A 21,866-nucleotide genomic window follows, 5' to 3' on the forward strand; every position below is an offset into this window, starting at 1 on the left:
GTAGCCAGGCGCTGGAAAGGATGGTGTCCATGACCGCCGTCGCCACCCAGGTACTCGGGTGGGAGGACGATCCCGGCGCGCCGGATGCGGCAAACACGCCGGTCCCACGCCCCGTGCCCGATCCGTCGAAGGACCCGCTGCCCAGCGCGATCGACGGGACCGCTCCGAAGCCCGACGAGTACGACCCGGGCTCCTCGCAGTTCCGCTACTGGGTCGCGGCCGACGCGCTGCGGCGCGTGGCGGACTACTGGGGCGCGATCCTCGGCGACGTCGCCTGGCACTCGAGCGTCGGCGACAAGCTGCGCATCGTGCTCGACGAGGGCCGCGACTTCAACGCGTTCTACGATCGCGAAGGACTCCACTTCTTCCACGACACGACGCCCGACGGGACGACCTGCTTCTCCGACAACAGCGCGGACGTCGTCTGCCACGAGTTCGGTCACGCGGTGCTCGATGCGATCCGCCCGCAGTTGTGGGACGCCGCGAACCTCGAGGTGCCGGCGTTCCACGAGAGCTTCGGCGACATGACGTCGATGCTGACCGAGCTGCAGCTCGAGAGCGTGCGCGAGACGGTGATCGCCGGCACCGGCGGCAAGCTCGCGCGCTCGTCGCGGCTGTCGCGGCTGGCCGAGCAGCTCGGCTGGGCGATCCGCCAGACCGCGCCCGACGCGGTCGACGGCGACTGCCTGCGCAACGCGGCCAACTCGTTCTTCTACAGCGACCCGCTGACGCTGCCGCCGAGCGCGCCGGCGAACCAGCTCTCGTCGGAGCCGCACTCGTTCTCGCGCGTCTTCAGCGGCGCGTTCCTGTCCTCGCTGGCAGGGATGTTCTCGACGACGGACGGCGGCTCTGACTCGCTGCAGAAGGTCAGCGTCGATCTCGGCACGCTGCTCGTCGACGCCGTCAAGGCGACGCCGGTGGTCGCCGCGTACTACAGCCAGGTCGCGGCGCACGTGCTCGCGCTCGCGCAGCAGCGCTTCCCGGACAACGGCTACGTCGACGCGCTGCGGGCCGGCTTCGTCGCGCACGGCATCCTGGCGCTGCAGCACACGACCGTGACGCTCAGCGACGCCGGGCGCGCGCTGGGGATCGTGCCGCGCGTGGCGCCCACCGAGCTGACGCCGATGGCGCTGTCGGGCACGCCGTACGGGCTGGGCGAGGACGTGCTCGTCCGCGTGGGCGCCGAGCCGAAGCGCTTCGCGGTCGCCTCAGCGGCGCCTGAGGGCGGCGCCGTCGAGGGCGCGCCGCAGGACCGCGTGGCCGCCGGGTTCGTGGAGGACCTGTTCCGCCGCGGCCACGTGCGGATCGACGCGCAGTTGCGGACGGGCGCCGAGGTCGTGCGCGACCGGTCGGTCCACACGCACGAGATCGTGCGCGACGACGGCGCGCTCGTGCTCCGCCGGCGAGTCTTCGACTGCGGGTTCCGCGCCGGGGCGTAGCCTCCTCGACATGGGCGATGAAGAGGACGAGACGACGGCCCAGGAGGAGACGTACGTGCGCGGGCTGATCGCTCGCGGCGAGGCGGCGTGGCCGGTCGACGGCGAGCTCCCTCCGGGCGCCACCCACGAGATCGTCGAGGAGGAGCCGGGCAAGCTCCCGAAGGTCGTGCGCCGCCGGTTCGGATTGCGCTGACCGGCCGGAAGGCCGCCGCCGCGCCGGTCCGGGGTGGCGCGGCGGCGAGGCGCGGCTTACGCCGCGGAGTCGGACTCGATCGTCTTCGGCGCGTTCCCGACGCCGATCGAGATCTTGCGCGGCTTGCGCTGCTCCGGCTTCGGAATCGTGATCTCGAGCACGCCGCGGTCGAAGCTCGCGGCGACGGACTGTGGGTCGACGCCCTCGGGGAGGGTGAGCGAGCGCGAGAAGCTCCCGAACGCGCGCTCGACGCGGTGGTAGCCCTCCTCGCTCGTCTCGTGCTCGGCCTTGCGCTCGCCCGAGACGGTGAGGACGTTGTCCTCGACCTCGATGTTGACGTCCTCCTCGCTCAGGCCGGGCAGGTCGGCGCGCAGGACGAAGTGGTCACCGGTCTCGACGAGGTCCATCGCAGGCATCCAGCGGCGCAGCGTGCCGCCGTTCCCGCCCGTGGCGGGGGCGTCGAAGACGGTGCCGAAGAGACGGTTCATCTCGTTCTGGAGCGAAGCCAGCTCGCGAAGCGGCTCCCAGCGAACGATCGCCATGACATACCTCCGTTCCTAGCGAAACTGTGTGCTCAGCTCAGTATGAAATCTAAGTCGCCAGATGTCAAGTCTTCTCTAGCCAGGCTCTGGAGATGCTGTCCGCCGTCGTGAGCATCGCCGGCAGGAAGCGCGCGTGCATCTCCTCGACCGGCACGCGGGCCGTGGCAGCGCACAGGTTCAGCGCCGCGTGGACGCGCCCGTCCGGGCCGTGCAGCGGGACCGACAGCGACCGCAGGCCCAGCTCGAGCTCCTCGTCGACGAGCGAGAACCCCTGCACGCGCACGAGGGCGATCACGCGCGCGAGCCGCGCACGATCGGTCACGGTGCGGTGCGTGAGCGGCTCGAGCCGCGTCTGCGCCAGATGCGCCGCCACCTCGGGGTCGCTCAGGCCCGCCAGGAGCACGCGCCCCATCGCGGTCGCGTAGGCCGGCAGCCGGGAGCCGACGCCGAGCGACATCATCAGGATCCGGCGCGACGGCACGCGGGCGACGACCACGATGTCGGGCAGGTCGAGCGTCGTCGCCGAGCACGTCTCCTGCACCTCGTCGGACAGGTCCTGCATGAACGGCTGCGCGATCTCCCACAGGCTGAGCGAGGACAGGTATGCCCAGCCGAGCGAGAGCACGCGCGGCGAGAGCGAGAAATCGCGCCCGTCGCAGCGGACGAAGCCCAGCGCCTCGAGCGTCAGCAGGATCCGGCGGGCGGTCGCGCGGCTGATGCCGGTCCGCCGCGCGACCTCGCTGAGCGTCATCGCCGGCGCCTCGCGCGAGAAGGCCTGGATCACGGCCAGGCCGCGCTCCAGGCCCTGCAGCGTCTCGCCCGCGACGGCGGCCATCTCAGCTCACGCGCTCGCGGGGACCGCGGCCGCCTTGGCCGCCAGCCACGGGTAGCGCGACGTGTCCTGCCCCGCGTAGTCGGGGTCGAGGTAGATGAAGCAGCGCTGGATCTTGAAGTCGCGGATCTCGAACACGTCGCACCAGCGGCCCGCGCCCCACTCCGGCACGCCGGCGCGCCACGGGCCGTCCTGGTGCTCGCCGTAGGACGTCCCCTCGGCGACGATCGTGTCGCCGCCCGAGAAGATCCAGTTGAAGTTGGCGTAGTCGTGGCGGATCGACTTCAGCGTCGCCCCCACGTCGCCGAACATCTGCCCGATCTCCTCGCGGCCGTTGGCCAGGCCCCACTTCGGGAACATGACCTGCGCGTCGGGCGCGAACAGCTCGAGGATGCTCTCCCCGGTCGACGTCACGCCGCCGTTGTCGAAGGCCTTCAGGTACTCCAGCGCGACCGACTTGCGCTGCTCGTCGGTCATCGTCTGCGTCGCTATCGCCATGCCAGCTCCTCTCTGTCATGTCCTGAGCTTGAGAGGACGGAGGACGAAACCGTTCTCTGTTGCTCCTTCGTCGCTGCGTTCGCCGCCCGGTAGGCGAACGCGATGATCGGGCCGAGCGTCGCGCCGCCGGCCCAGTACGCGCGCGCCGAAGGCGACGCGACGCAGTTGCCGACCCCGTACAGCCCGGGAATCGGCCGGTCCATGTCGTCCACCACCTGGCCGTCGGGCGTCGCCTTCGGGCCGCCCTTGGTGTCCAGCGTGCCGCCGGTGACGAGCGCGGCGTAGTACGGGCCGCTCGCCGAGAGCGGCCACATCGTCGGGTTCGTGCGCCCCGGCTCCTCGCGCACGTCGCCGTTGAAGAGCTGCTGCACCGCGCGCTCGCCGCGGCCGAAGTCGCGATCGACCCCGGTCTCCGCCATCTCGTTGAAGCGCGCGATCGAGGCGCGCAGGTTATCGGCCCAGTCGTCCGCGAGCGCGAGCCCCCCGGTGACGGTCGCGTACTTCGCCGCGCGCTCGCGCACGGCGTCCTCGAGCTCCTCGAGCGTCTCGCCGCGCAGCACGTGCGCGTCGCTCGCACCGGTCGAGCCGACGATCAGCCGGCCGTACTCGTCGCTCGCCGAGTTCTCCTGCGCGCGCTGGTCCCAGACCTGGACGAGCACGAGGTACGGGTACTCGCCGCGCAGCGGATCCCACTGGAAGAACATCTGGGCGAGCTCGTTGTACGGGAGCTTCTCGTTGACCACGCGCCGGCCCGTCTTGTCGACGAACAGCATCGAGTCGCCGGCGACGGAGAACATGCCGGAGAGCGACGGGTCCCTGGACACGGCGCTCTCCAGCGGGACCGGGCACATCCAGGCCTGGTTCATGTTGCGCAGCTGCGCCCCGGCGGCCGAGCCGATGCGCACGAAGTCGCCTTCGTTGGTGATCGCCGCGCAGCCGCCGTACGCAGGTGCCGAGAGGAAGTTCGCGCGCAGCTCCGGGTCGTGCGTGAAGCCGCCGGAGGCGAAGATCACGGCCTTGCGCGCGCCCACGCGGACCGTCCCCTGCGGCCCGGTCGCCTCGACGCCGACGACGGCGCCGTCGACGATCACGAGCCGCTGCACGCGATGGCGCAGCCGGATGTCCACGCCGTCGCGCTCGGCCGCCGCGCTCATCGTGGCGACGCCGACCAGGCCGCCGTCGGACATCGACTCGCGCGCGCCCTCGGGCACGAAGACGCGCCCGATGGGAGCGCGATCCTCGGGCAGCTCGGCCCAGTAGTCCGGCACGGCCTCGCACCAGCGGTACGGCAGCGCGTCGCGCTCGGCGAGCAGCTCAGCCGCCGGCGAGGCGCTCTCGTAGATCGCGCGGATCTGCGCGAACTCCCACTCGCTCAGTCCGAGCGTGGGGCTGGAGGGGTCGTACTGCTGCGGGCGCGAGAGCCGCGCGGCGTAACGCAGGAAGTCCTCCTCCGGGTCCTCGATGCCGGCCTCCCGCATCCGGACGTTGTTCGGCACCCAGTACCAGAACGCCGCCTTGCGGGCCGTCCCGCCGAGTTGCTCGGCCTTCTCGAGCAGGATCACCTCGTCGCCGTTCCAGCGCGAGAAGAGCGCCGCGGGCAGCCCGCCGCCTCCCCCGCCGACGACGACGATGTCCGCTGTCGCGTCGAACGCTCCGGCGCCGGCCGGCGCCGCCGATTCACGGTTCATCTCTCTCCCCCATTGTCACGTCGTCCGAGGTCCGAGCTTGCGAGGACGGAGGACGAAACGAGGTTCTCATTTCCGAGCAGCGAATCCATCACGCGGCTCAGCTCGGCCGTCGCGTCCTCCGCGACCTCGTTGGCGCGCCACGCGACGTGCGCGTCCGGGCGCACGAGCACGCAGCCCAATTCCTCGACCTCGCGCAGCCGCGCCCAGTCGTCGTAGATGTCATGCGCGTCGCGCGCGGGGCCGATCACGAACGCCGCGATCGGCACGCCGGTGCGCTGCGTCACCTCGGCCGCCGCCTCGACCCACGCCTCGCCGCCGATGCCCGTCAGCAGCGTGAAGCGGCCCTTGCCGGCGAGATCGTGGGTGGAGACCCTCTCGCCGCGGTGCTCGAGCCAGGCGTGCGGGAGCCGCGCCCCCGGCCACGTGGTCGCGTGGTAGTAGAGCTCGGGGTCGCGCTCGTACGCCGGCTCCGGCGTGCCGTCCGGCACCACCGCGCTCGAGCGGTAGCGCTGGCCGAGCTCGACGCCGTGCGCGTTGAACTCGTAGTTCTTGAGCTCGATCGCCGACTTGAGCTTGCGGCGCGCCTCGGCTCCGGCCGGCGAGTTCTCCTTGCGGATCTCCATGTTGGCCCGCATCTGCTCGGGGTCGGTCGTCTCGAGCAGGCCGAGGGCGTCGAAGATCGGCCCGAATTCGTCGATGCTCTGGTTCGCGCGCAGGACGATCTGCCTGCCGATCGGCGCGCGCTCGGCGTCATAGGAGTCCAGCAGCGACGGCGCCGCCTTGCCGTCGAGCACCAGCGCGAGCTTCCAGGCGAGGTTGTAGGCGTCGGCGATCGATGTGTTCGAGCCGAGCCCGTTGCTCGGCGGGTGCCGGTGGCAGGCGTCGCCCATGCAGAACACGCGGCCCTCTGAGTAGCGGGTCGCGTACATCTTGTTGTTGCCCCACAGCGACGTGGACCGCAGCGTGACGTCGATCGTGTCGTCCCCGACGAGGTTGTGCACCACCCGTGTGGCGACGGCTTCGTCGACCTCCGGCGGCGGCTCGTTGATGTCGTAGCCCCAGACGATCAGCCACTCGTCCCACGGCCGCACCATGCGCACGAGGCCCATGCCGATGCCGCCGATGTCGGCGCCCGGCTGCATCACCCAGTAGAGGACGCTCGGCCGGTGCGCGACGTACTTGGAGAGGTCGGCGTGGAAGACGATGTTCATCGAGCCCGCCCGGTCCATCTCGCCCTCCATCGGGAGGGCGAGGTCCTGCGCGATCTTCGAGCGGCCGCCGTCGGCGCCGATCAGGTACTTCGCGCGGATCTCGAACGTGTCGCCCGTCAGCCGGTCCAGCGCCGTGACGGTGACGCCGTCGGCGTCCTGGACGTATGAGAGGTATTCGGTGTCGAAGCGCACGCGGGTGCCCCGGCGGGCGGCCTCGCCGAGGATGATCGGCTCGAAGATGTCCTGCGGCAGGTCGTAGTGGATGCAGGGGCTGGCGAGCGTGTAGTCGGCCAGCCGGGCCGGATGCGTCCCCCAGGTATGCAGCCGCGCGAGCTCGTCGCCCGCCAGGCTCGTGCAGAACACCGTGTCGCCCATCAGCGGCTGCGGCACGCCCTTGGCCTTGATCTCGCCCTCCAGGCCCATGTCGCGCATGATCTCGACGGCCCGCTGGTTGGTGATGTGAGCGCGCGGCGTGTTCGCCGTCCAGCGGTACTTCGTGATCACCATGTTCTGCACGCCGTAGGTGCTGAGGAACAGCGCGCTCGAGCTGCCGGCCGGCCCGGAGCCGACGATCAGGACGTCGGTCTCGATCATGGCGCCAGCACCATGTCGTAGCGCATCGTCCAGAACGGCACGTCCATCTCGGACCCATCGGGCGCGGCACCCGGCTCGTGATGCTCGAAATGGCCGATCAGGTTCGATCGCACGCCGAAGACCGCGTCGCTGTCGAGGTACTCGTCGCCGTCGGCGAAGACATGTGTGATCAGCGTCTGGAAGCCCTCGGCCTCGATCTTGAAGTGCACATGCGCGGGGCGCATCGGGCCGCGCGCGCCCGCCGCCAGCAGCTCGCCGACGGGGCCGTCGGCCGGGATCGGATACGCCACAGGCTTGACCGACCAGAACCAGAAGCGCCCGTCGGCGTCGCTGCGCAGGTGGCCGCGCCCGCGCGGCTGGTCGAGGTCCGCGTACTGGACGTCGTAGAAGCCGTCCTCGTCGGCCTGCCAGACGTCGATCAGCGCGTCCGGCACGGGCTCGCCGTTGAGGTCGAGCACGCGGCCCTCCATGAAGCACGGCTCGCCCGGCGCGCCCGCGCCGAGGTCGTCGCCGTTCTCGAAGGCCGGCGAGCCCTCGACGAAGAACGGCCCGAACACGGTGCTCTCGGTCGCCTCGGGCGGGCGCCGGTTGTTGATGCCGACCACGAGCATCGACAGGCCGAGGACGTCGCTGAGCAGGATGAACTCCTGCCGCTTGTCGTCGGTGATGTGGCCCGTGCGCGTGAGGAAGTCGATCCCCGCGAACCACTCCTCCTCGGTCAGCTGCACCTCCGACGCGAACGCGTGCAGGTGGCGGACGAGGCTGTCGGCGATCTCTTTGAAGCGCTCGGAGCCGTTGAACGAGGCGATGACCGCCTCGGTCAGGTCCGTGTCGGTGAGGTTTCGCATGCTGTCTCCACGGGTCGTCGGCCTTCGTACGCGGCCTCGAGCAGCCCGCGTGCATCCGGATATGTCTCCTCCACCAGGCTGACCGCCTCGTCGAGGTCCTGCAGGCCGATGTCGCGCAGGGCCGTCGGCGCGCCGATCCGCACGGCGAGGTCGAACAGCGCCGGCCCGGCCTCGGGCGCGCCGAGCGCCCGCGCCACGCGCGCCATCGCCGCGGGCTCGTACGCCTCCTGATAGGCGGCGACCTGCGGGATCATCACGCCGTGCAGGTCGGCGTGCGGAAGGTCGAACGCGCCGCCGAGGATGTGGCAGATCCTGTGGTGCATGCCCGAGCCCGCGGAGGCGAACGCCGCGCCGGCGAGATAGGCGCCGTAGAGCGTGTCGGAGCGGCCCCCGAGGTCGTCCGGGCGCTCGATCGCCGCGGGCACGCCGAGCGCGAGCGCGCCGATGCCCTCCTCGGCCATCAGCGACGCGATCGGGTTCGCGCGCGGGCCGTAGAACGCCTCGACGCAATGGGCGATCGCGTTCAGCGCGCTCGGGCCGGTGACCTGCGGCGGCAACGTCGTCGTCAGCTCCGGGTCGTAGACGACGACCTTCGGCAGCACGCGCGGGTCGCTGCCCGTCGTCTTGCGCCGGCCTTCGGTGAGCCCCCACACCGGCGTCATCTCCGAGCCGGCGTAGGTCGTGGGCACGGCGACGATCGGCAGCCCGGTCTCGAGCGCCACGGCCTTCGCGGTGCCGGTGGTCGAGCCGCCGCCGACGCTCAGCAGCGCGTCGGCCCCTGCGGCCGCGGCGACCGCGCGGCGCGCGATCTCGACCGGCACGTGCCCGCGCACCTCGGTGAACTCGGCGGCGACGTCGCCCGCGAGCTCGCGCGCGAGCGGCAGCTCCGGCTCGGCCGCGATCAGCAGCACGCGCCGCGCGCCGAGCGCCTCGAGCTCAGGCCTGAGCATGGTGCGCGCCGCACCGGCGCCGAAGACGACCCGGCCGGGAAGCGCCGAGTACGTGAACTGCCTCAACGGGCCCTCCTCCGTTCGCATCACGCACACTTGTGCGCTCAGACAGCGTGGCAGTCCAAAGCGGCGCTGTCAACGACAGCGCACGGTTGTTCGCTCACCGAACGGTGAGCTACTGGAGGCCGGAGGCGCCGGGGATGACGCGGTCCCAGTAGCCGGCGAGCACGCGCAGCTCGTGCTCCTCGAACTGGGAGAGGAACTTCCGGCGCACGCCGCCCAGGTGAGTGCGGCGCGCCTCCTCGAGCGCCTCGGCGCCCTTCTCCGTCAGCACCGCGTACGAGCCGCGGCCGTCGTCGGTGCAGCCGTCGCGTAGCACCAACCCGTCCTTCTCGAGCCGATCCACGAGCCGCGTCATGCCCGAGCGCGAGAGCAACACGGAGTCGGCGAGCTCGGCCATCCGGCGCTTGCGGCCGGGCGCCGACTCGAGGTTGAGCAGCACCTCGTACGAGCTGAGCGGGAGCTTGTGGGCCGAGGCGAGCTCGGCGTCGAGCTGCTTGACCAGCGCGGAGTGCACGCGCAGCAGGCCCCGCCAGGCTCCGAGCTCAGTCGCGGAGAGCTGGACCGCCGGTTCCTGTAGCAAGTGCGCCTGTGCCATGGTGTGAGTCTAGCGGAGAGTAGTTGCGCAGGCAACGGGTCCGGCCGAAGCCCCGCCGCGCGGCTCGCACCCGCCGCCCTTGACGTTCCCCGCTATAGCGCCGCCAGCGCGCGTGGGATCTCCAGCCGCGCGGCCCGGCGGGCCGGGCGCAGGGCGGCGAGGGCGCCTGAGAGGACGCCGACGATCGCGACGGCGAGGAGTCGGGTCGGCCCGACCGCGAAGGCGTCGACCGACGCGATCCGCACGAGCAGCGCGCCCAGCGCGAAGCCGGCCAGCAGCCCGGCGGCGGTGCCGAGCGCCGCGACGATCAGCGACTCGCCGCGCACGATCGCGCGCACCTGTCCGCGGGTGGCGCCGACCGCCCGCAACATGCCGAGCTCGCGCGTGCGCTCGTGCACCGAGAGCGCGAGCGTGTTGCCGATGCCCATCAGCGCGATCGCGATCGCGATCAGCAGCATCACGTAGACCAGGCCGAGCAGCACATTCAACCCGCCGGCGGCCGCCTCGGCGTACTGGGGCTTCGTCCGCACGCTCGCATCGCCGGCCAGGCGCGCGACCGCCGCCTGCCCGCCGCGCGCGCCGGGGTGGAGCACGACGTACACCGCCCGGTCGAGGTCCTGGCCCGCGTGCGGCGACCACGCGGCGCGCGAGAGCAGGTAGTCGCCCGGCAGCCGGCGGTTCTCGTAGACCGCTCCGATCCGCATGACCGGCGCGCTGCCGTCGAGGAACCGGACACGCACGCGCGAGCCTGCACGCCAGCCGTGCTCGTCCGCGACCTTGCGCGATACGGCGAGGTCGCCCGCGAGCGGGTCCCCGCCGAGGTCGGTGACAGCGGACAGCGCCCGCAGGTCGGCGATGGACACGGTGACGTCGTCATCCGCCACGTGCGCGCTTCCCACCCCGAGCCCGACCGCGCGCTCGACCTGCGGGAGTGCGCCGATGCGGCGCGCGAGCGCGGGATCGAGCCCGCCGCCGGGACCGCCCCAGCCCGTCGGCGCGACCGCAAGATCGCCCGCGAAGGACTCGGTGACGCTGTCCTGGACGGATGCCTTCAGCGACGTGACGAACACCGTTGCGAGCGTGACGACGGCGACCCCCACGGCGAGCGCCGACGCGGTGTTGAGCGTGCGGCGCGGGTTGCGGCGGGCGTTGTCGCGCGCGATCGCTCCGGTGACGCCGCGCAGCGGCCTGCCCGCCAGCCCGGCGAGCGAGCCGGCGAGCGAGCTCCCGTGCGCCTCCGCGGCGGTCTCACGCAGCGCGGCGACCGGCGGCACGCGGCCCGCGCGCCTCGCCGGGCTCAGACCCGCGACGAGCGTGACGAGCGTGCCGACGCCGAGCGAGACGATCACCGTCACGGGCGTGACCACAAGGCCGCCATCCGGCAGCGCTCCGCCGAACGCGTCGAACATCGCCTTCAGGCCCGTCGCCATCCCGAGGCCGCCGAGGATCCCCGCGACCGACGCCGTCGCGCCGACGGCGAGCGCCTCGGTCGCGAGCAGCCGCGCGACCTGCCCGCGGGAAACGCCGAGCGCGCGCAGCAGCGCCGACTCGCGCGTGCGCTGGGCCGCCACGATCGAGAGCGTGTTGTGGATGCTGAACGTCGCCACGAGCAGGGCGATCGCCGCGAACACGATCAGGAACGCGCGCAGCATGTCGAGGAACTCGCCGCTGATCTGGTCGGAGTCCTCGGCACTGAGCTGCGCGCCGGTGACGACGTCGACGCCCTTCGGGAGCACGGCCCGCAGGCGGCGCACGAGCTCGCTCTGCGAGACGCCGGGCTCGGCCGCCACGCGGATCGTGCTGATGCGGTCGGCGCGATGCAGCACGAGCTGCTGCGCCTGCGCCGTCGTCAGCGCCACGAACGTCGACTGCCCGAGCCCGTCGGCGGAGCCGAAGGTGGCGATCCCGACGATCCTCACGCGCGTCGGCGCAGGCGTCTGAAGCGTCGTGGTGTCGCTGAGCTTCAAGCCGCCCGCGTCGGCGGCGCCGCGGTTGATCACGACCTCGCCCGCCGCACGCGGCGCCCGGCCCTCGACGAGCTTGTACGCGTTCAGCTGCGGCGTGGCGATCCAGTTGCCGGCGAGGCGCGGCGGCCCGTTCCCACCGACGGCCTTGCCGTCGGCGCCGAGCAGCGCACCGTAGCCGCTGACGACCGCCTCGGCCGCCTCGACCCCGGGCGCCGCACGGACCCGCCCGAGCAGCGCGGCGTCGATCGGGCCGCGGTCGGTCCCGTCGACGGACGAGACGCCGGCGGCGCTGCGCACGGCGGCATCGGTGCCGGCGTTGGCCTCGGCGAACAGCGAGTCGAAGTTGCGCGCGAGCGTGGAGCCGAGCACAAGCGCGCCGGAGAGGAAGGACACGCCGAGGAAGACGGCGAGGAATGTGCCGGCGAGCCGGCGGCGGCGCGCAAGCAGGCCGCGCAGGGCCAGCGCGGTCATGCCTCGATTCCCTTCAGGCGGTCGAGCACGGCGTCCGCCGTCGGCTCCTGCAGCTCGGCCACGATCCGGCCGTCGGCGAGGAACAGCACGCGGTCGGCGTAGGCGGCCGCGACGGGGTCGTGCGTGACCATCACGAGCGTCTGGCCGAGTGCGTCGACCGTGCGGCGCAGGAACGCGAGCAGCTCGGCGCTCGAGCGGCTGTCGAGGTTGCCGGTCGGCTCGTCGGCGAAGACGATCTCCGGCCGCGAGGCCAGCGCGCGCGCCACCGCGACGCGCTGCTGCTGCCCGCCCGAGAGCTCCGACGGCCGGTGACTCAGGCGGTCGCGCAGGCCCACCGTGTCGATCACCTGCTCGAGCCACTCCGCGTCCGGGTCGCGCCCGCCGAGGCGCAGGGGCAGGAGGATGTTCTCGCGCGCATCCAGCGCCGGCAGCAGGTTGAAGGCCTGGAAGACGAACCCGACGCGCTCGCGCCGCAGCAGCGTCAGCTCGCGATCGGACAGGCCCGACAGCGGCGTGCCGCCGATTGCGACCTCGCCGGCCGTCAGCGCGTCGAGCCCGGCGACGCAGTGCATCAGCGTCGACTTGCCCGAACCGGATGGTCCCATGATCGCGGTGAAGGCGCCGCGATCGAACGCGACGGTGACGCCGTCGAGCGCGCGGACGTCGCCATAGCGCTTCACGGCGGCGGAGGCGGAGGCTGCGGGAGCGGTCATGGCCGGAACTGTCGCCCCCGCCGGCTGCACCGGCATCGGCCCGGGGATGACACTTCGCGCGTACGGCTACGGGCGTACGAGGCCGCTCTGGTACGCCGCGACGACGAGCTGCGCGCGGTCGCGCGCGCCGAGCTTGCCGAGCGCGCGGCTGACGTGCGTCTTCGCCGTCGCTGGGCTGATCACCAGCGACTCGGCGATCTCGTGGTTCGTCAGCCCGTGCGCCACGAGCGCGACGACCTCTCGCTCGCGCTCGGTCAGCTCGGCGAGGACGTCCGCGCGGACTCGCGGCCCGCTCGCGGGGCGCGACGCGTAGTCGGCGATCAGGCGGCGCGTCACGCCGGGCGAGAGCAGCGCGTCGCCGGCGGCGACGACGTGGATCGCCTTCAAGAGGTCGACCGGCTCGGTGTCCTTGACCAGGAAGCCGCTCGCGCCGGCCCGCAGCGCCTCGAACACGTACTCGTCGAGGTCGAACGTGGTCAGCATCACGATCCGCACGTGCTCGAGCGAGGGATCGGCGCCGATCCGGCGCGTCGCCTCGATCCCGTCCACGCCCGGCATGCGGATGTCCATCAGCACGATGTCGGCCCGGCGAGCGAGCGCGACGGCCTGCGCCCCGTCCGCCGCCTCGCCGATCACCTCGACGTCGTCCTGCGCCTCCAGCAGCGCGCGGAAGCCGGCCCGCACGAGGGCCTGGTCGTCGGCCAGCAGGATGCGGATCATGGCGAAGCCTCGCTCCTGCCTCGGCGTGCGGCCTCATCACCGCTTCGCTCGGGGCTCGTTTCGCCCGGGAGCCCAGGGGGCGAGACTCCCGGCGACGCCCCGGGCGTGCTCCGCGGCAGCCTCGCGTACACGCGGAAGCCTCCGCCGGAGCGCGGGCCCGCGGCGAGCGTGCCCCCGAGCGCGGCGGCGCGCTCGGCCATGCCGGCGAGCCCGTTGCCGTGGCCGTTCACCGTCCCGCCCACGCCCTCGTCGCAGACCTCGACGACCAGGTCGCCGGGCTCGTAGCGCAAGCGGACCGCGGCGCTCGCCGTGCCCGCGTGGCGGATCACGTTGGTCACCGCCTCCTGCACGATGCGGAACGCGGCGAGATCGACCGCCGCGGGCAGCGGCGCGGGATCGCCCTCGATCTCGGTGTCCAGCCGCAGGCCCGCGGCGGCCGCGCCCGCGACCACCTCGTCGAGCCGCGCCAGGCCGGCGGTGGGCGCACGCGGGGCCGGCCCGTCCGCGCGCAGCGCCTCGAGCACCGAGCGCAGCTCGCCGAGCGCGTCCTTGCTCGCGTGCTTGATCGCCGCGAGCGCGTCGCGCGCCTGCTCCGGCCGCTCGTCGATCAGGTGCAGCGCGACGCCGGCCTGGACGTTGATCAGCGAGATGTCGTGCGCGAGCACGTCGTGGAGCTCGCGCGCGATCCGCAGCCGCTCCTCGCCGCGCTGCCGGCGCGCCTCGTCCTCGCGCGCCCTGCGCGCCTCGGCGCGGTACGCGCGGCGCCAGCGGATCGCCTCGGCCGCGCCGAGCAGGACCAGCAGCCAGGCGGCGAGCGACCCGGCGCCGCCCGCGGTGACGGCGTCGCCGCGCGCGAGCGGCGCGAGGAACGCGAACCCGATCCAGCCGCCGGCGAGCGAGAGCGCGGCGGCGAGCCGCCGGCCCTCGAGGTGCGCGCTGAAGAACGCGACGATCAGCGGCAGGAACACCGGCCCGCCCGGTAGGTCCAGCAGCCAGTACGCAAGCGTCAGCGCCAGCACCGCCGCGAGCACGGCGCCCGGATTGTCGCGGCGCCAGGTCAGCGCCAGTCCCGCGCCCCCGAGCAGCGCGAAGCCGAGCACCCCGGGCGTTCCGTCGTGGTAGCGGCTCGTCAGCGCGGTGGCGGCGACCGTCAGCCCGGCGACTCCGGCCGCGATGGCGAGATCGGTCCGCCGCTGCATCCGGCCAGCCTAGGCGCACCGCGCGGCCCCGTCATCGGCCGCGCGGCGTACTCCCGCGGGCGTACCTAGGCGATCAGCGAGCGCCCGGTCATCGCCTCGGGCTGCTCGATCCCCAGCAGCGCGAGCGCGGTGGGCGCGACGTCGGCGAGGATGCCCTCGCCGTCGAGCGCCTCGGCCCCGGCGGTCACGATGAACGGCACCGGGTTGAGCGAGTGGGCGGTGTTGACGGAGCCGTCGTCGTTGAGCATGTGATCGCAGTTGCCGTGATCGGCGGTGACGATGCATGCGCCGCCGGCCGCGTGGACGGCGTCGACGACGCGCCCGAGGCACTCGTCGACCGTCTCGACGGCCTCGACCGCCGCCTCGATGACCCCGGTGTGGCCGACCATGTCCGGGTTCGCGAAGTTGATGATGGCGAACGCCGGCTTGTCGCCGTTGAAGTGCTCGACGAAGGCGTCCGTCGCCTCGCGCGCGCTCATCTCGGGCTTGTGGTCGTAGGTCGGCACGTCGCGCGGCGAAGGCACCAGCTCGCGCACCTCGCCGTCGTACGGCTCCTCCTCGCCGCCGTTGAAGAAGTACGTCACGTGCGGGTACTTCTCGGTCTCGGCGACGTGCAGCTGGCCTTTGCCGGCGTCGGCGATCACCTGCGCGATCGTGACGTCCGGCCGCTTCGGCGGGAAGACGACGGGATAGTCCCAGTCCTCCTCGTACTGCGCCAGCGTCGTGTAGCGCTCGACCACCCCGGCGCCGCCGCGGTCGATCTCGGTGAAGTCCGGGTCGGCGAGCGCGAGCGTGATCTCGCGCATCCGGTCGGGCCGGAAGTTGAACGCGATCACCGAGTCGCCGGGACGGATGCGCGCCTCGTCGCCGACCAGCGTCGGCGCGATGAACTCGTCCGTCTCCTCGCGCTCGTAGGCGGCCTTGGCCGCGTCCTCCGCGGTCTCGCAGTGGTGCTCGGCCTTGCCGTGCACGAGCAGGTCGTACGCCTTCTGGATGCGGTCCCAGCGCTTGTCGCGGTCCATCGCGAAGTAGCGCCCGACGACCGACCCCACGCGCGCGCCCCACGACTCGACCTCGGCGAGGTACTTCGCGCCGCCGGTCGGCGACGTGTCGCGCCCGTCGGTGAACGCGTGCACGACGACGTCGCCCTGCGCGAGCTCGACGAGCGCGCGCAGGTGGCGGTCCGACGAGTGCACGCCGCCGTCGGAGACCAGGCCGATCAGGTGCACGCGCGGGGCGTCCTTCATTGCAGCCTGCAGGACCTCGTTGGAGGCCAGCGAGCCGTCCTCGACGGCGGCGTCGATGCGCGCGAGGTCCTGCGGCACGATCGTGCCGGCGCCGAGGTTGAGGTGCCCGACCTCCGAGTTGCCCATCTGCCCGTCGGGAAGGCCGACGCTCGGCCCCATCGCGGTCAGCGTCGTGTGCGGGTGCTCGCCCCACAGCTCGTCGAACACGGGCGTGCTCGCGAGCGAGATCGCGTTGCCCGGGCCGTCGGGCGCGAGCCCCCAGCCGTCGAGCACGACGAGGCAGACGGACGGGACGCTCATGCGCGGGCGGTCTCCACGATCGTCGCGAACGACTCGGCGTCGAGCGACGCCCCGCCGACGAGCGCGCCGTCGACGTCGGGCAGCGCCAGCAGCTCCGCCGCGTTGTCGGGCTTGAGCGAGCCGCCGTAGAGGATCCGCACCCGGTTGCCGGCCTCCTTGTCGAAGCCCTGCACCAGCGCGCGCACGAACGCGATCGCGTCCTGCGCCTGCTCGGGCGTGGCGACCAGGCCGGTGCCGATCGCCCAGATCGGCTCGTAGGCGACGACGACCTCGTGCAGGCGCTCCTTGGGCACCTTCTCGAGCCCTTCCTGCACCTGGTGGCGCAGCTTGCGCTCGGTGTCGCCGCGTTCGCGCTCCTCCTCCGTCTCGCCCACGCACAGGATCGGGATGAGCCCGGACTCGAGTGCCTTGGGGACCTTCAGCTGCAGCGCGCGGTCGGTCTCGCCGCAGAGCTGGCGGCGCTCGGAGTGCCCGAGGATCACGCCCGCGACGTCGATCTCGGTCAGCATCGGCGCCGAGACCTCGCCGGTGAACGCGCCCGCGTCCTGCTCGTGCATGTTCTGTGCGTAGACCTGGACGGCGCTGCCGCGCGCGGAGTCGACTACCGCCTGCAGCGACAGGTACGGCGGGCAGACGACCACGTCGACGTCCTCGACGGCGCCGACGCGCGGAAGCAGGGCCTGGACGAGCTCCTCGGCCTCCGCGATGGTCTTGTTCATCTTCCAGTTGCCCGCGATGAACCGCCGGCGGTCGCTCACGACAGCGCCACCACCCCGGGCAGCTCCCGGCCCTCGACGAGCTCCAGCGACGCGCCGCCGCCGGTCGAGAGATGATCGACGCGGTCGGCGAGCCCGAAGGCCGCGAGCGCCGCGGCGGAGTCGCCGCCGCCGACGACCGTGGTCGCATCAGTGGACGCCATCGCCTCGGCGACGGCCTTGGTCCCGGCCGCGAACGGCTCGAGCTCGAAGGCGCCCATCGGGCCGTTCCAGAACACCGTGCCCGCGGCGGCGATCGCCGCCATGTAGCGCTCCGCCGTGCCGGCGCCGATGTCCAGGCCCATCCACCCGTCGGGCACGTCGACCTCGGACAGCTCGCGCACCTCGGTGTCGGCATTGAACTCGCGGCCGGCGACGAGGTCGGTCGGCAGCTCGAGCTTGTCGTTGCCGAGCAGCTTGGAGGCGGGCTCGACACCCTCCTCCTCGCACAGCGAGGCGCCGACCGAATGGCCCTGCGCCTTGAAGAACGGGAAGCCCATCGCGCCGCCGATCAGCACCGTGTCGGCCTGCTCGAGGAACGCCTCGAGCACGCCGATCTTGTCGGTCACCTTGGCGCCGCCGACGACCGCCACGAGCGGCCGCTTCGGGTCCTCGAGCAGGCCGGTCAGCGTCTCGACCTCGCGCTCGAGCAGCCGCCCGGCCGCCGACGGGAGCAGGTGCGCGACGCCCTCGGTGGACGCGTGCGCGCGGTGCGCCGCGCCGAACGCGTCGTTGACGTACGCGTCGGCCAGCGCCGCGTAGCGCTTGGCCAGCTCCGGGTCGTTCTTGGTCTCGCCGCCGAAGAAGCGGACGTTCTCGACCATCACCACCTCGCCGTCGGGCACGCTGTCGAGGTCCGGTGCGAGCTGGACCTCGACGCCGAGCAGCTCGGAGAGGCGCTCCGCCGCGGGACGCAGCGAGAACGTCGCGTCGCGCCCCTTCGGCCGGCCGAGGTGCGCGAGCAGGACGAGCCCGCTCGCGCCCTTCTCGCGCAGCTCGCGCAGCGTCGGCAGCGCCGCGCGGATGCGGGCGTCGTCGGTGATGTGTCGGTCCTCGTCCAGCGGGACGTTGAAGTCGACGCGGACGAGGACCCGCTTGCCCTCGACGTCGAGATCGTCAAGCGTGCGCACGCACGAGCACCTTCTGGGCGAGCTCCACGCAGCGGTTGGAGTAGCCCCACTCGTTGTCGTACCACGCGAGGATCTTGACCAGCGTGCCCTCGAGCACGGACGTCAGCTCGGAGTCGAAGATCGACGAGTACGGCGACTTGACGATGTCCGAGGAGACGATCGGGTCGGCCGTGTACTTGAGGATCCCGGTGAAGGCGCCGGTGTCGGCCGCGGCCGCGAACGCCTCGTTGATCTCCTCCTTGGTCGTCTCGCGCGAGACGACGGCGGTGAGGTCGACGACCGAGCCGGTCGGGACGGGGGCGCGCACCGCGAATCCGTGCAGCTTGCCGTTGAGCTCCGGGATGACCAGGCCGATCGCCTTCGCCGCGCCGCTGGAGGCGGGGACGAGGTTGATCGCCGCCGCGCGGGCGCGGCGGAGGTCCTTGTGGGGCGCATCCTGGAGGCGCTGGTCGGCCGTGTACGCGTGGATCGTCGTCATCAGCCCGTGCGTGATGCCGATCGTGTCGTGCAGCACCTTCGCCGCCGGCGCGAGGCAGTTCGTCGTGCACGACGCGTTGGAGATGACGTGGTGGCTCTCCGGGTCGTACGTCTCGTCGAAGTTGACGCCGAGGACGAACGTGGCGTCCGGGCCGGTCGCGGGCGCGGAGATGATGACCTTCTTCGCGCCGCCGTCGAGGTGCTTGGCGGCGTCGTCGCGCTTGGTGAAGAAGCCCGTCGACTCGATCACGACGTCGACGCCGAGGTCGCCCCACGGGAGCGCGCCCGGGTCGCGCTCGGCGAGCACCTTGACCTCGCGGCCGTCGACGGTCAGAGCGCCCTCGCCGACCGTGACCTCGCCCGGGAACGGGCCGTAGACCGAGTCGTACTTGAGGAGGTGGCCGAGCGTGCCGGCGTCCGTGATGTCGTTGACGGCAACGATCTCGACGTCGGCGTCGGACTCATGCGCCGCGCGGAAGACGTTACGGCCGATTCGGCCGAAGCCGTTGATGCCGACGCGTACAGCCATCTTGAAACCCTTTCCGAGGTGAGAGAGGCGGCCGGTCAGGCTACCGAACCGTGCGCATCGGCAGCCGGTCGACGTCGCGGTGCGACACCTCCACGAAGTACTCCTCGCGGTCGCGGAACACGTTCGCGAGGTGCTCGGCGATCGCGACCGAGCGATGGCGCCCGCCGGTGCAGCCGATCGCGACCATCAGATGCGCCTTGCCCTCGGCCACGTACTGCGGGAGCAGGAACTCGAGCAGCGGGACGACGTGGCCGTAGAACTCGTCCAGGCGCCCGTCGCGCGCGACGTAGGCGACGATCCGCTCGTCGAAGCCCGTCAGCGGCCGCAGATCGGACTCGTAGTGCGGGTTGGGCAGGAAACGGACGTCGAAGGCGATGTCGGCGTCGCGCGGCGGACCGTGCTTGTGCCCGAAGGAAGTGAAGGTGACGGCGAGGCGGCCGGGCGACGCGGGCGACAGCAGCTCGTCGGCGACCTTGCGCCGCAGCGCGGCGGCCGAGAGGCCCGACGTGTCGATCACCAGATCCGCGCGCTCGCGCACGGGCGCCAGTAAGTCGATCTCGGCGCGGATGCCGTCGATGACGCTGCCGTGCGGCGCCAGCGGATGGCGCCGGCGCGTCTCCTTGTAGCGGTTGACGAGCGCCTCCTCGTCGGCGGTGAGGAAGACGACGCGGTGCACGACGCCCGCGTCGGCCAGCTGGTCGATCACCCCCGCCAGCGCGGCGAGGTACTCGCCCCCGCGCGAGTCGCACACGACCGCCGCGAGCTCGACGCGCGAGCCCTGGTGCATGAACAGCTCCGCGAGCGAGCGGATCATCTCCGCCGGCAGGTTGTCGACGCAGAAGTAGCCCGCGTCCTCGAACACGTTCATCGCCGACGACTTGCCGGCGCCGGAGAGGCCGGAGATGACGACCAGGTCTCGCAGGTTGGAGCCGGGCTTGCGACCGTCGACCTGCTCGTCCCGGACCGCGTTTGCCATGCGCCGCTACCTGCCTGTCTTGTTGAGGTGGGCGTAGAGGTCGCGCGCGACCTTCTGCGGGAATCCGGGGACGTTCTCCAGGTCCTCGCGGCTCGCGCCGAGGACGGCCTCGGGCGAGCCGAAGTGCTTGAGCAGCGCGCGCTTGCGCGCCGGGCCGATGCCGGGGAGCTCGTCCATGATCGATTCGGTCATCGCCTTGTCGCGCCGGATCCGGTGGTGGGTGATGGCGAAACGATGCGCCTCGTCCCGGACGCGTTGCAGCAGCTGCAGCTCCGGCGTCTCATGCGGGAGCACGATCGGCGTCGAGCTGCCCGGGGTGAAGACCTCCTCGATGCGCTTGGCCAGCGATACGACGGCGACGCCGCGGTCGCGGAAGGTCTCCAGCGGGGGCAGGCCCGCCGCGAGCTGTCCCTTGCCGCCGTCGATCACCACGAGATTCGGCAGCGCGGCGAAGCTCGGATCGCGCTCGGCGTCGTACGGCGAGCGCTCCGCCTGCTTGCGCCACTGTGCCTCCCGGCGCGAAAGCACCTGCTCCATCGCCGCGTAATCATCGCCGGGCTCGACCTCGCGGATCGTGAAGCGCCGGTAATCGCTCTTCTTCGGCGCGCCGCCCTCGAACACGACCATCGACGCGACCGTGTAGGTGCCGCCGAGATGCGAGATGTCGAAGCACTCGATGCGGACCGGCAGCGTGTCGAGCCGCAGGGCGTCCTGCAGCCCGGTCAGCGACTCGACGCGCATCTGGCGGCGGCGCTCGAGCTTGAGCTTCTCCTGGTCGAGCGCGAGCCGCGCGTTGCGCTCGGCGAGGTCGAGGATGCGGCGCTTGCCGCCGCGCTCGGAGGCACGGATCTCGACCGGCCCGTCGCGCCGCTCGCTGAGCAGCTGCCCGAGCAGCTCGAGCTCGGACCCGTCGACCATGTCGTGCTGGACGACGATCAGGTTGGGGATCGAGAGCGCGCTCGCGTAGTACTGGAGCATGAACTCCTCGGCGACGATCGCCGGGCTCTGCTCGGCCTGGTTCTCGAGGTAGAAGGACTGGCGGTCCGAGAGCACGCCGTCGCGCACCTGGAACACCTGCGCGTTGGCCTCCACCCCCTCCACCGCCACCGCGACGGCGTCGTAGGTGCCCGCGCCGCCGTCGGCGACGCGCTGGCGCTCGAGCAGCGCGCGCACCGACTGCAGGCGGTTGCGCTCGACCGTCGCCTGCTCGTAGTCGCGCTCGCCGGCGGCGAAGTACATCCGCTTCTCGAGGTCGCGCTCGATCTGCTTGAAGCGCCCGGAGAGGAACGTCATCACGCCCTCGATGCCCTCCCGGTACTCCTCCTTGGAGACGAAGCCGACGCAGGGCGCGCCGCAGCGCTTGATGTAGTAGTCAAGGCACGGCGAGCCGCTGTGGCGGCCGGGCTCCGGGCCCTCGCAGGAGCGGAACAGGAAGATCTTGCCGAGCAGGTCGAGCGTGCCCCTGACGCGCTTGGCGGAGCTGTACGGGCCGAAGTACGCGCGCTCGCGCTTATGCCGCTCGCGCGTGAAATACACGCGCGGGAAGTCCTCGTCGAGGCTGATCGCGATATAGGGATACGACTTGTCGTCGCGCAGGCGGATGTTGAACTTCGGCTTGTACTGCTTGATGAAGTTCTGCTCGGTCAGCAGCGCCTCGGCCTCGGTCTGCACGACGAGCGACTCGATGTGGTCGATCTCGGTCGTCAGGGCGGTCGTGCCATAGACCGCCGGGTTCGAGAAGTGGCTGGCGACCCGCTTGCGGATCGACTTGGCCTTGCCGACGTAGATCACCCGCCCGCGCGCGTCGCGGAACAGGTACACGCCCGGTTGATCGGGCAGCCCGCGCCGCTGCTCGCGCAGCCGCTCTGCGAGTGGTGTATCGATCGCCATCAGGTGCTTCTAGGAGCTTAGAAGCGCCGATCTTAAGTC

The 21,866-nt window shown here is 72.1% G+C and carries 20 protein-coding genes; 2 read left to right on the plus strand and 18 right to left on the minus strand.

All coding sequences use genetic code 11. The features are described from left to right. Positions 1-29 precede the first annotated feature (29 nt). The gene (locus H958_RS0131390; RefSeq protein ID WP_028061550.1) at positions 30-1,439 is read left to right on the plus strand and encodes a gluzincin family metallopeptidase; all 1,410 of its coding nucleotides are present in this window, start codon (positions 30-32) and stop codon (positions 1,437-1,439) included. A 10-nt stretch (positions 1,440-1,449) separates the two neighbouring features. Beyond that, complete coding sequence (locus tag H958_RS0131395) at positions 1,450-1,632, plus strand: hypothetical protein (protein WP_028061551.1); 183 nt, start codon at positions 1,450-1,452, stop codon at positions 1,630-1,632. A gap of 56 nt (positions 1,633-1,688) precedes the next feature. On the opposite strand, the gene H958_RS0131400 is transcribed toward H958_RS0131395, so the two are convergent. From H958_RS0131400 to uvrC, 18 genes are all read right to left on the minus strand, one after another. Then, positions 1,689-2,174, minus strand: coding sequence for an Hsp20/alpha crystallin family protein (locus tag H958_RS0131400; protein ID WP_028061552.1), 486 nt, complete (start codon positions 2,172-2,174; stop codon positions 1,689-1,691). Positions 2,175-2,238: 64 nt separating this feature from the next. Beyond that, positions 2,239-3,009 carry an IclR family transcriptional regulator domain-containing protein gene (locus H958_RS0131405; RefSeq protein WP_028061553.1) on the minus strand — a complete coding sequence of 257 codons (771 nt, stop codon included), beginning with the start codon at positions 3,007-3,009 and terminating at the stop codon, positions 2,239-2,241. Positions 3,010-3,015: 6 nt separating this feature from the next. After that, positions 3,016-3,504 (minus strand): nuclear transport factor 2 family protein, encoded by a 489-nt coding sequence (locus H958_RS0131410; protein ID WP_028061554.1) that lies wholly within the window; start codon positions 3,502-3,504, stop codon positions 3,016-3,018. Then, positions 3,495-5,192, minus strand: coding sequence for an FAD-dependent oxidoreductase (locus H958_RS0131415; RefSeq protein ID WP_028061555.1), 1,698 nt, complete (start codon positions 5,190-5,192; stop codon positions 3,495-3,497). The genes H958_RS0131410 and H958_RS0131415 overlap by 10 nt, the downstream gene beginning before the upstream one ends. Next, complete coding sequence (locus H958_RS41795) at positions 5,189-6,997, minus strand: FAD-dependent oxidoreductase (protein WP_081686482.1); 1,809 nt, start codon at positions 6,995-6,997, stop codon at positions 5,189-5,191. The genes H958_RS0131415 and H958_RS41795 overlap by 4 nt, the downstream gene beginning before the upstream one ends. Next, positions 6,994-7,845, minus strand: coding sequence for an intradiol ring-cleavage dioxygenase (locus H958_RS0131425; RefSeq protein ID WP_028061556.1), 852 nt, complete (start codon positions 7,843-7,845; stop codon positions 6,994-6,996). Before H958_RS0131425 ends, H958_RS41795 begins: the two co-directional genes overlap by 4 nt. Continuing rightward, positions 7,818-8,861 carry a maleylacetate reductase gene (locus H958_RS41800; RefSeq protein ID WP_196807657.1) on the minus strand — a complete coding sequence of 348 codons (1,044 nt, stop codon included), beginning with the start codon at positions 8,859-8,861 and terminating at the stop codon, positions 7,818-7,820. The genes H958_RS0131425 and H958_RS41800 overlap by 28 nt, the downstream gene beginning before the upstream one ends. Before the next feature lie 109 nt (positions 8,862-8,970). Next, positions 8,971-9,453, minus strand: coding sequence for a MarR family winged helix-turn-helix transcriptional regulator (locus tag H958_RS0131435; RefSeq protein WP_028061557.1), 483 nt, complete (start codon positions 9,451-9,453; stop codon positions 8,971-8,973). A 92-nt stretch (positions 9,454-9,545) separates the two neighbouring features. After that, the gene (locus tag H958_RS0131440; RefSeq protein WP_028061558.1) at positions 9,546-11,891 is read right to left on the minus strand and encodes an ABC transporter permease; all 2,346 of its coding nucleotides are present in this window, start codon (positions 11,889-11,891) and stop codon (positions 9,546-9,548) included. Next, the gene (locus H958_RS0131445; RefSeq protein ID WP_196807658.1) at positions 11,888-12,604 is read right to left on the minus strand and encodes an ABC transporter ATP-binding protein; all 717 of its coding nucleotides are present in this window, start codon (positions 12,602-12,604) and stop codon (positions 11,888-11,890) included. Before H958_RS0131445 ends, H958_RS0131440 begins: the two co-directional genes overlap by 4 nt. Positions 12,605-12,670: 66 nt before the next feature. Further along, positions 12,671-13,324 carry a response regulator gene (locus H958_RS0131450; RefSeq protein ID WP_028061560.1) on the minus strand — a complete coding sequence of 218 codons (654 nt, stop codon included), beginning with the start codon at positions 13,322-13,324 and terminating at the stop codon, positions 12,671-12,673. Then, the gene (locus H958_RS41805) at positions 13,321-14,523 is read right to left on the minus strand and encodes a sensor histidine kinase (protein ID WP_051325073.1); all 1,203 of its coding nucleotides are present in this window, start codon (positions 14,521-14,523) and stop codon (positions 13,321-13,323) included. The genes H958_RS0131450 and H958_RS41805 overlap by 4 nt, the downstream gene beginning before the upstream one ends. A gap of 65 nt (positions 14,524-14,588) precedes the next feature. Continuing rightward, positions 14,589-16,070: a 2,3-bisphosphoglycerate-independent phosphoglycerate mutase gene (gpmI, locus tag H958_RS0131460; protein WP_028061561.1), complete on the minus strand. Its 1,482-nt coding sequence runs from the start codon at positions 16,068-16,070 to the stop codon at positions 14,589-14,591. Then, complete coding sequence (gene tpiA, locus H958_RS0131465) at positions 16,067-16,828, minus strand: triose-phosphate isomerase (protein ID WP_028061562.1); 762 nt, start codon at positions 16,826-16,828, stop codon at positions 16,067-16,069. Before tpiA ends, gpmI begins: the two co-directional genes overlap by 4 nt. Next, entirely contained in the window at positions 16,825-17,955 is a 1,131-nt protein-coding gene (locus tag H958_RS0131470) for a phosphoglycerate kinase (RefSeq protein ID WP_028061563.1), read from the minus strand. Before H958_RS0131470 ends, tpiA begins: the two co-directional genes overlap by 4 nt. After that, the gene (gap, locus tag H958_RS0131475; protein ID WP_028061564.1) at positions 17,942-18,961 is read right to left on the minus strand and encodes a type I glyceraldehyde-3-phosphate dehydrogenase; all 1,020 of its coding nucleotides are present in this window, start codon (positions 18,959-18,961) and stop codon (positions 17,942-17,944) included. The genes H958_RS0131470 and gap overlap by 14 nt, the downstream gene beginning before the upstream one ends. 40 nt (positions 18,962-19,001) lie before the next feature. Next, a complete protein-coding gene (gene rapZ, locus H958_RS0131480; RefSeq protein ID WP_051325074.1) occupies positions 19,002-19,937 on the minus strand; it encodes an RNase adapter RapZ in 936 nt (311 codons plus the stop codon). Positions 19,938-19,943: 6 nt separating this feature from the next. Beyond that, positions 19,944-21,827 carry an excinuclease ABC subunit UvrC gene (gene uvrC, locus H958_RS0131485; protein ID WP_037412177.1) on the minus strand — a complete coding sequence of 628 codons (1,884 nt, stop codon included), beginning with the start codon at positions 21,825-21,827 and terminating at the stop codon, positions 19,944-19,946. Positions 21,828-21,866 lie beyond the last annotated feature (39 nt).

The sequence above is a fragment of the Candidatus Solirubrobacter pratensis genome, from assembly GCF_000425945.1.
GTDB lineage: Bacteria > Actinomycetota > Thermoleophilia > Solirubrobacterales > Solirubrobacteraceae > Solirubrobacter > Solirubrobacter pratensis.

Bases quoted from the DNA above. Each gene is read 5' to 3' on its own strand.
- H958_RS0131450 (WP_028061560.1), bottom strand. From the start codon at position 13,324: ATGATCCGCATCCTGCTGGCCGACGACCAGGCCCTCGTGCGGGCCGGC.
- H958_RS0131400 (WP_028061552.1), bottom strand. From the start codon at position 2,174: ATGGCGATCGTTCGCTGGGAGCCGCTTCGCGAGCTGGCTTCGCTCCAG.
- H958_RS41795 (WP_081686482.1), bottom strand. From the start codon at position 6,997: ATGATCGAGACCGACGTCCTGATCGTCGGCTCCGGGCCGGCCGGCAGC.
- H958_RS0131390 (WP_028061550.1), top strand. From the start codon at position 30: ATGACCGCCGTCGCCACCCAGGTACTCGGGTGGGAGGACGATCCCGGC.
- gap (WP_028061564.1), bottom strand. From the start codon at position 18,961: ATGGCTGTACGCGTCGGCATCAACGGCTTCGGCCGAATCGGCCGTAAC.
- H958_RS0131415 (WP_028061555.1), bottom strand. From the start codon at position 5,192: ATGAACCGTGAATCGGCGGCGCCGGCCGGCGCCGGAGCGTTCGACGCG.
- H958_RS0131440 (WP_028061558.1), bottom strand. From the start codon at position 11,891: ATGACCGCGCTGGCCCTGCGCGGCCTGCTTGCGCGCCGCCGCCGGCTC.
- H958_RS0131395 (WP_028061551.1), top strand. From the start codon at position 1,450: ATGGGCGATGAAGAGGACGAGACGACGGCCCAGGAGGAGACGTACGTG.
- uvrC (WP_037412177.1), bottom strand. From the start codon at position 21,827: ATGGCGATCGATACACCACTCGCAGAGCGGCTGCGCGAGCAGCGGCGC.
- rapZ (WP_051325074.1), bottom strand. From the start codon at position 19,937: ATGGCAAACGCGGTCCGGGACGAGCAGGTCGACGGTCGCAAGCCCGGC.
- H958_RS0131435 (WP_028061557.1), bottom strand. From the start codon at position 9,453: ATGGCACAGGCGCACTTGCTACAGGAACCGGCGGTCCAGCTCTCCGCG.
- H958_RS0131410 (WP_028061554.1), bottom strand. From the start codon at position 3,504: ATGGCGATAGCGACGCAGACGATGACCGACGAGCAGCGCAAGTCGGTC.
- gpmI (WP_028061561.1), bottom strand. From the start codon at position 16,070: ATGAGCGTCCCGTCCGTCTGCCTCGTCGTGCTCGACGGCTGGGGGCTC.
- H958_RS0131425 (WP_028061556.1), bottom strand. From the start codon at position 7,845: ATGCGAAACCTCACCGACACGGACCTGACCGAGGCGGTCATCGCCTCG.
- H958_RS0131445 (WP_196807658.1), bottom strand. From the start codon at position 12,604: ATGACCGCTCCCGCAGCCTCCGCCTCCGCCGCCGTGAAGCGCTATGGC.
- H958_RS0131405 (WP_028061553.1), bottom strand. From the start codon at position 3,009: ATGGCCGCCGTCGCGGGCGAGACGCTGCAGGGCCTGGAGCGCGGCCTG.
- H958_RS41805 (WP_051325073.1), bottom strand. From the start codon at position 14,523: ATGCAGCGGCGGACCGATCTCGCCATCGCGGCCGGAGTCGCCGGGCTG.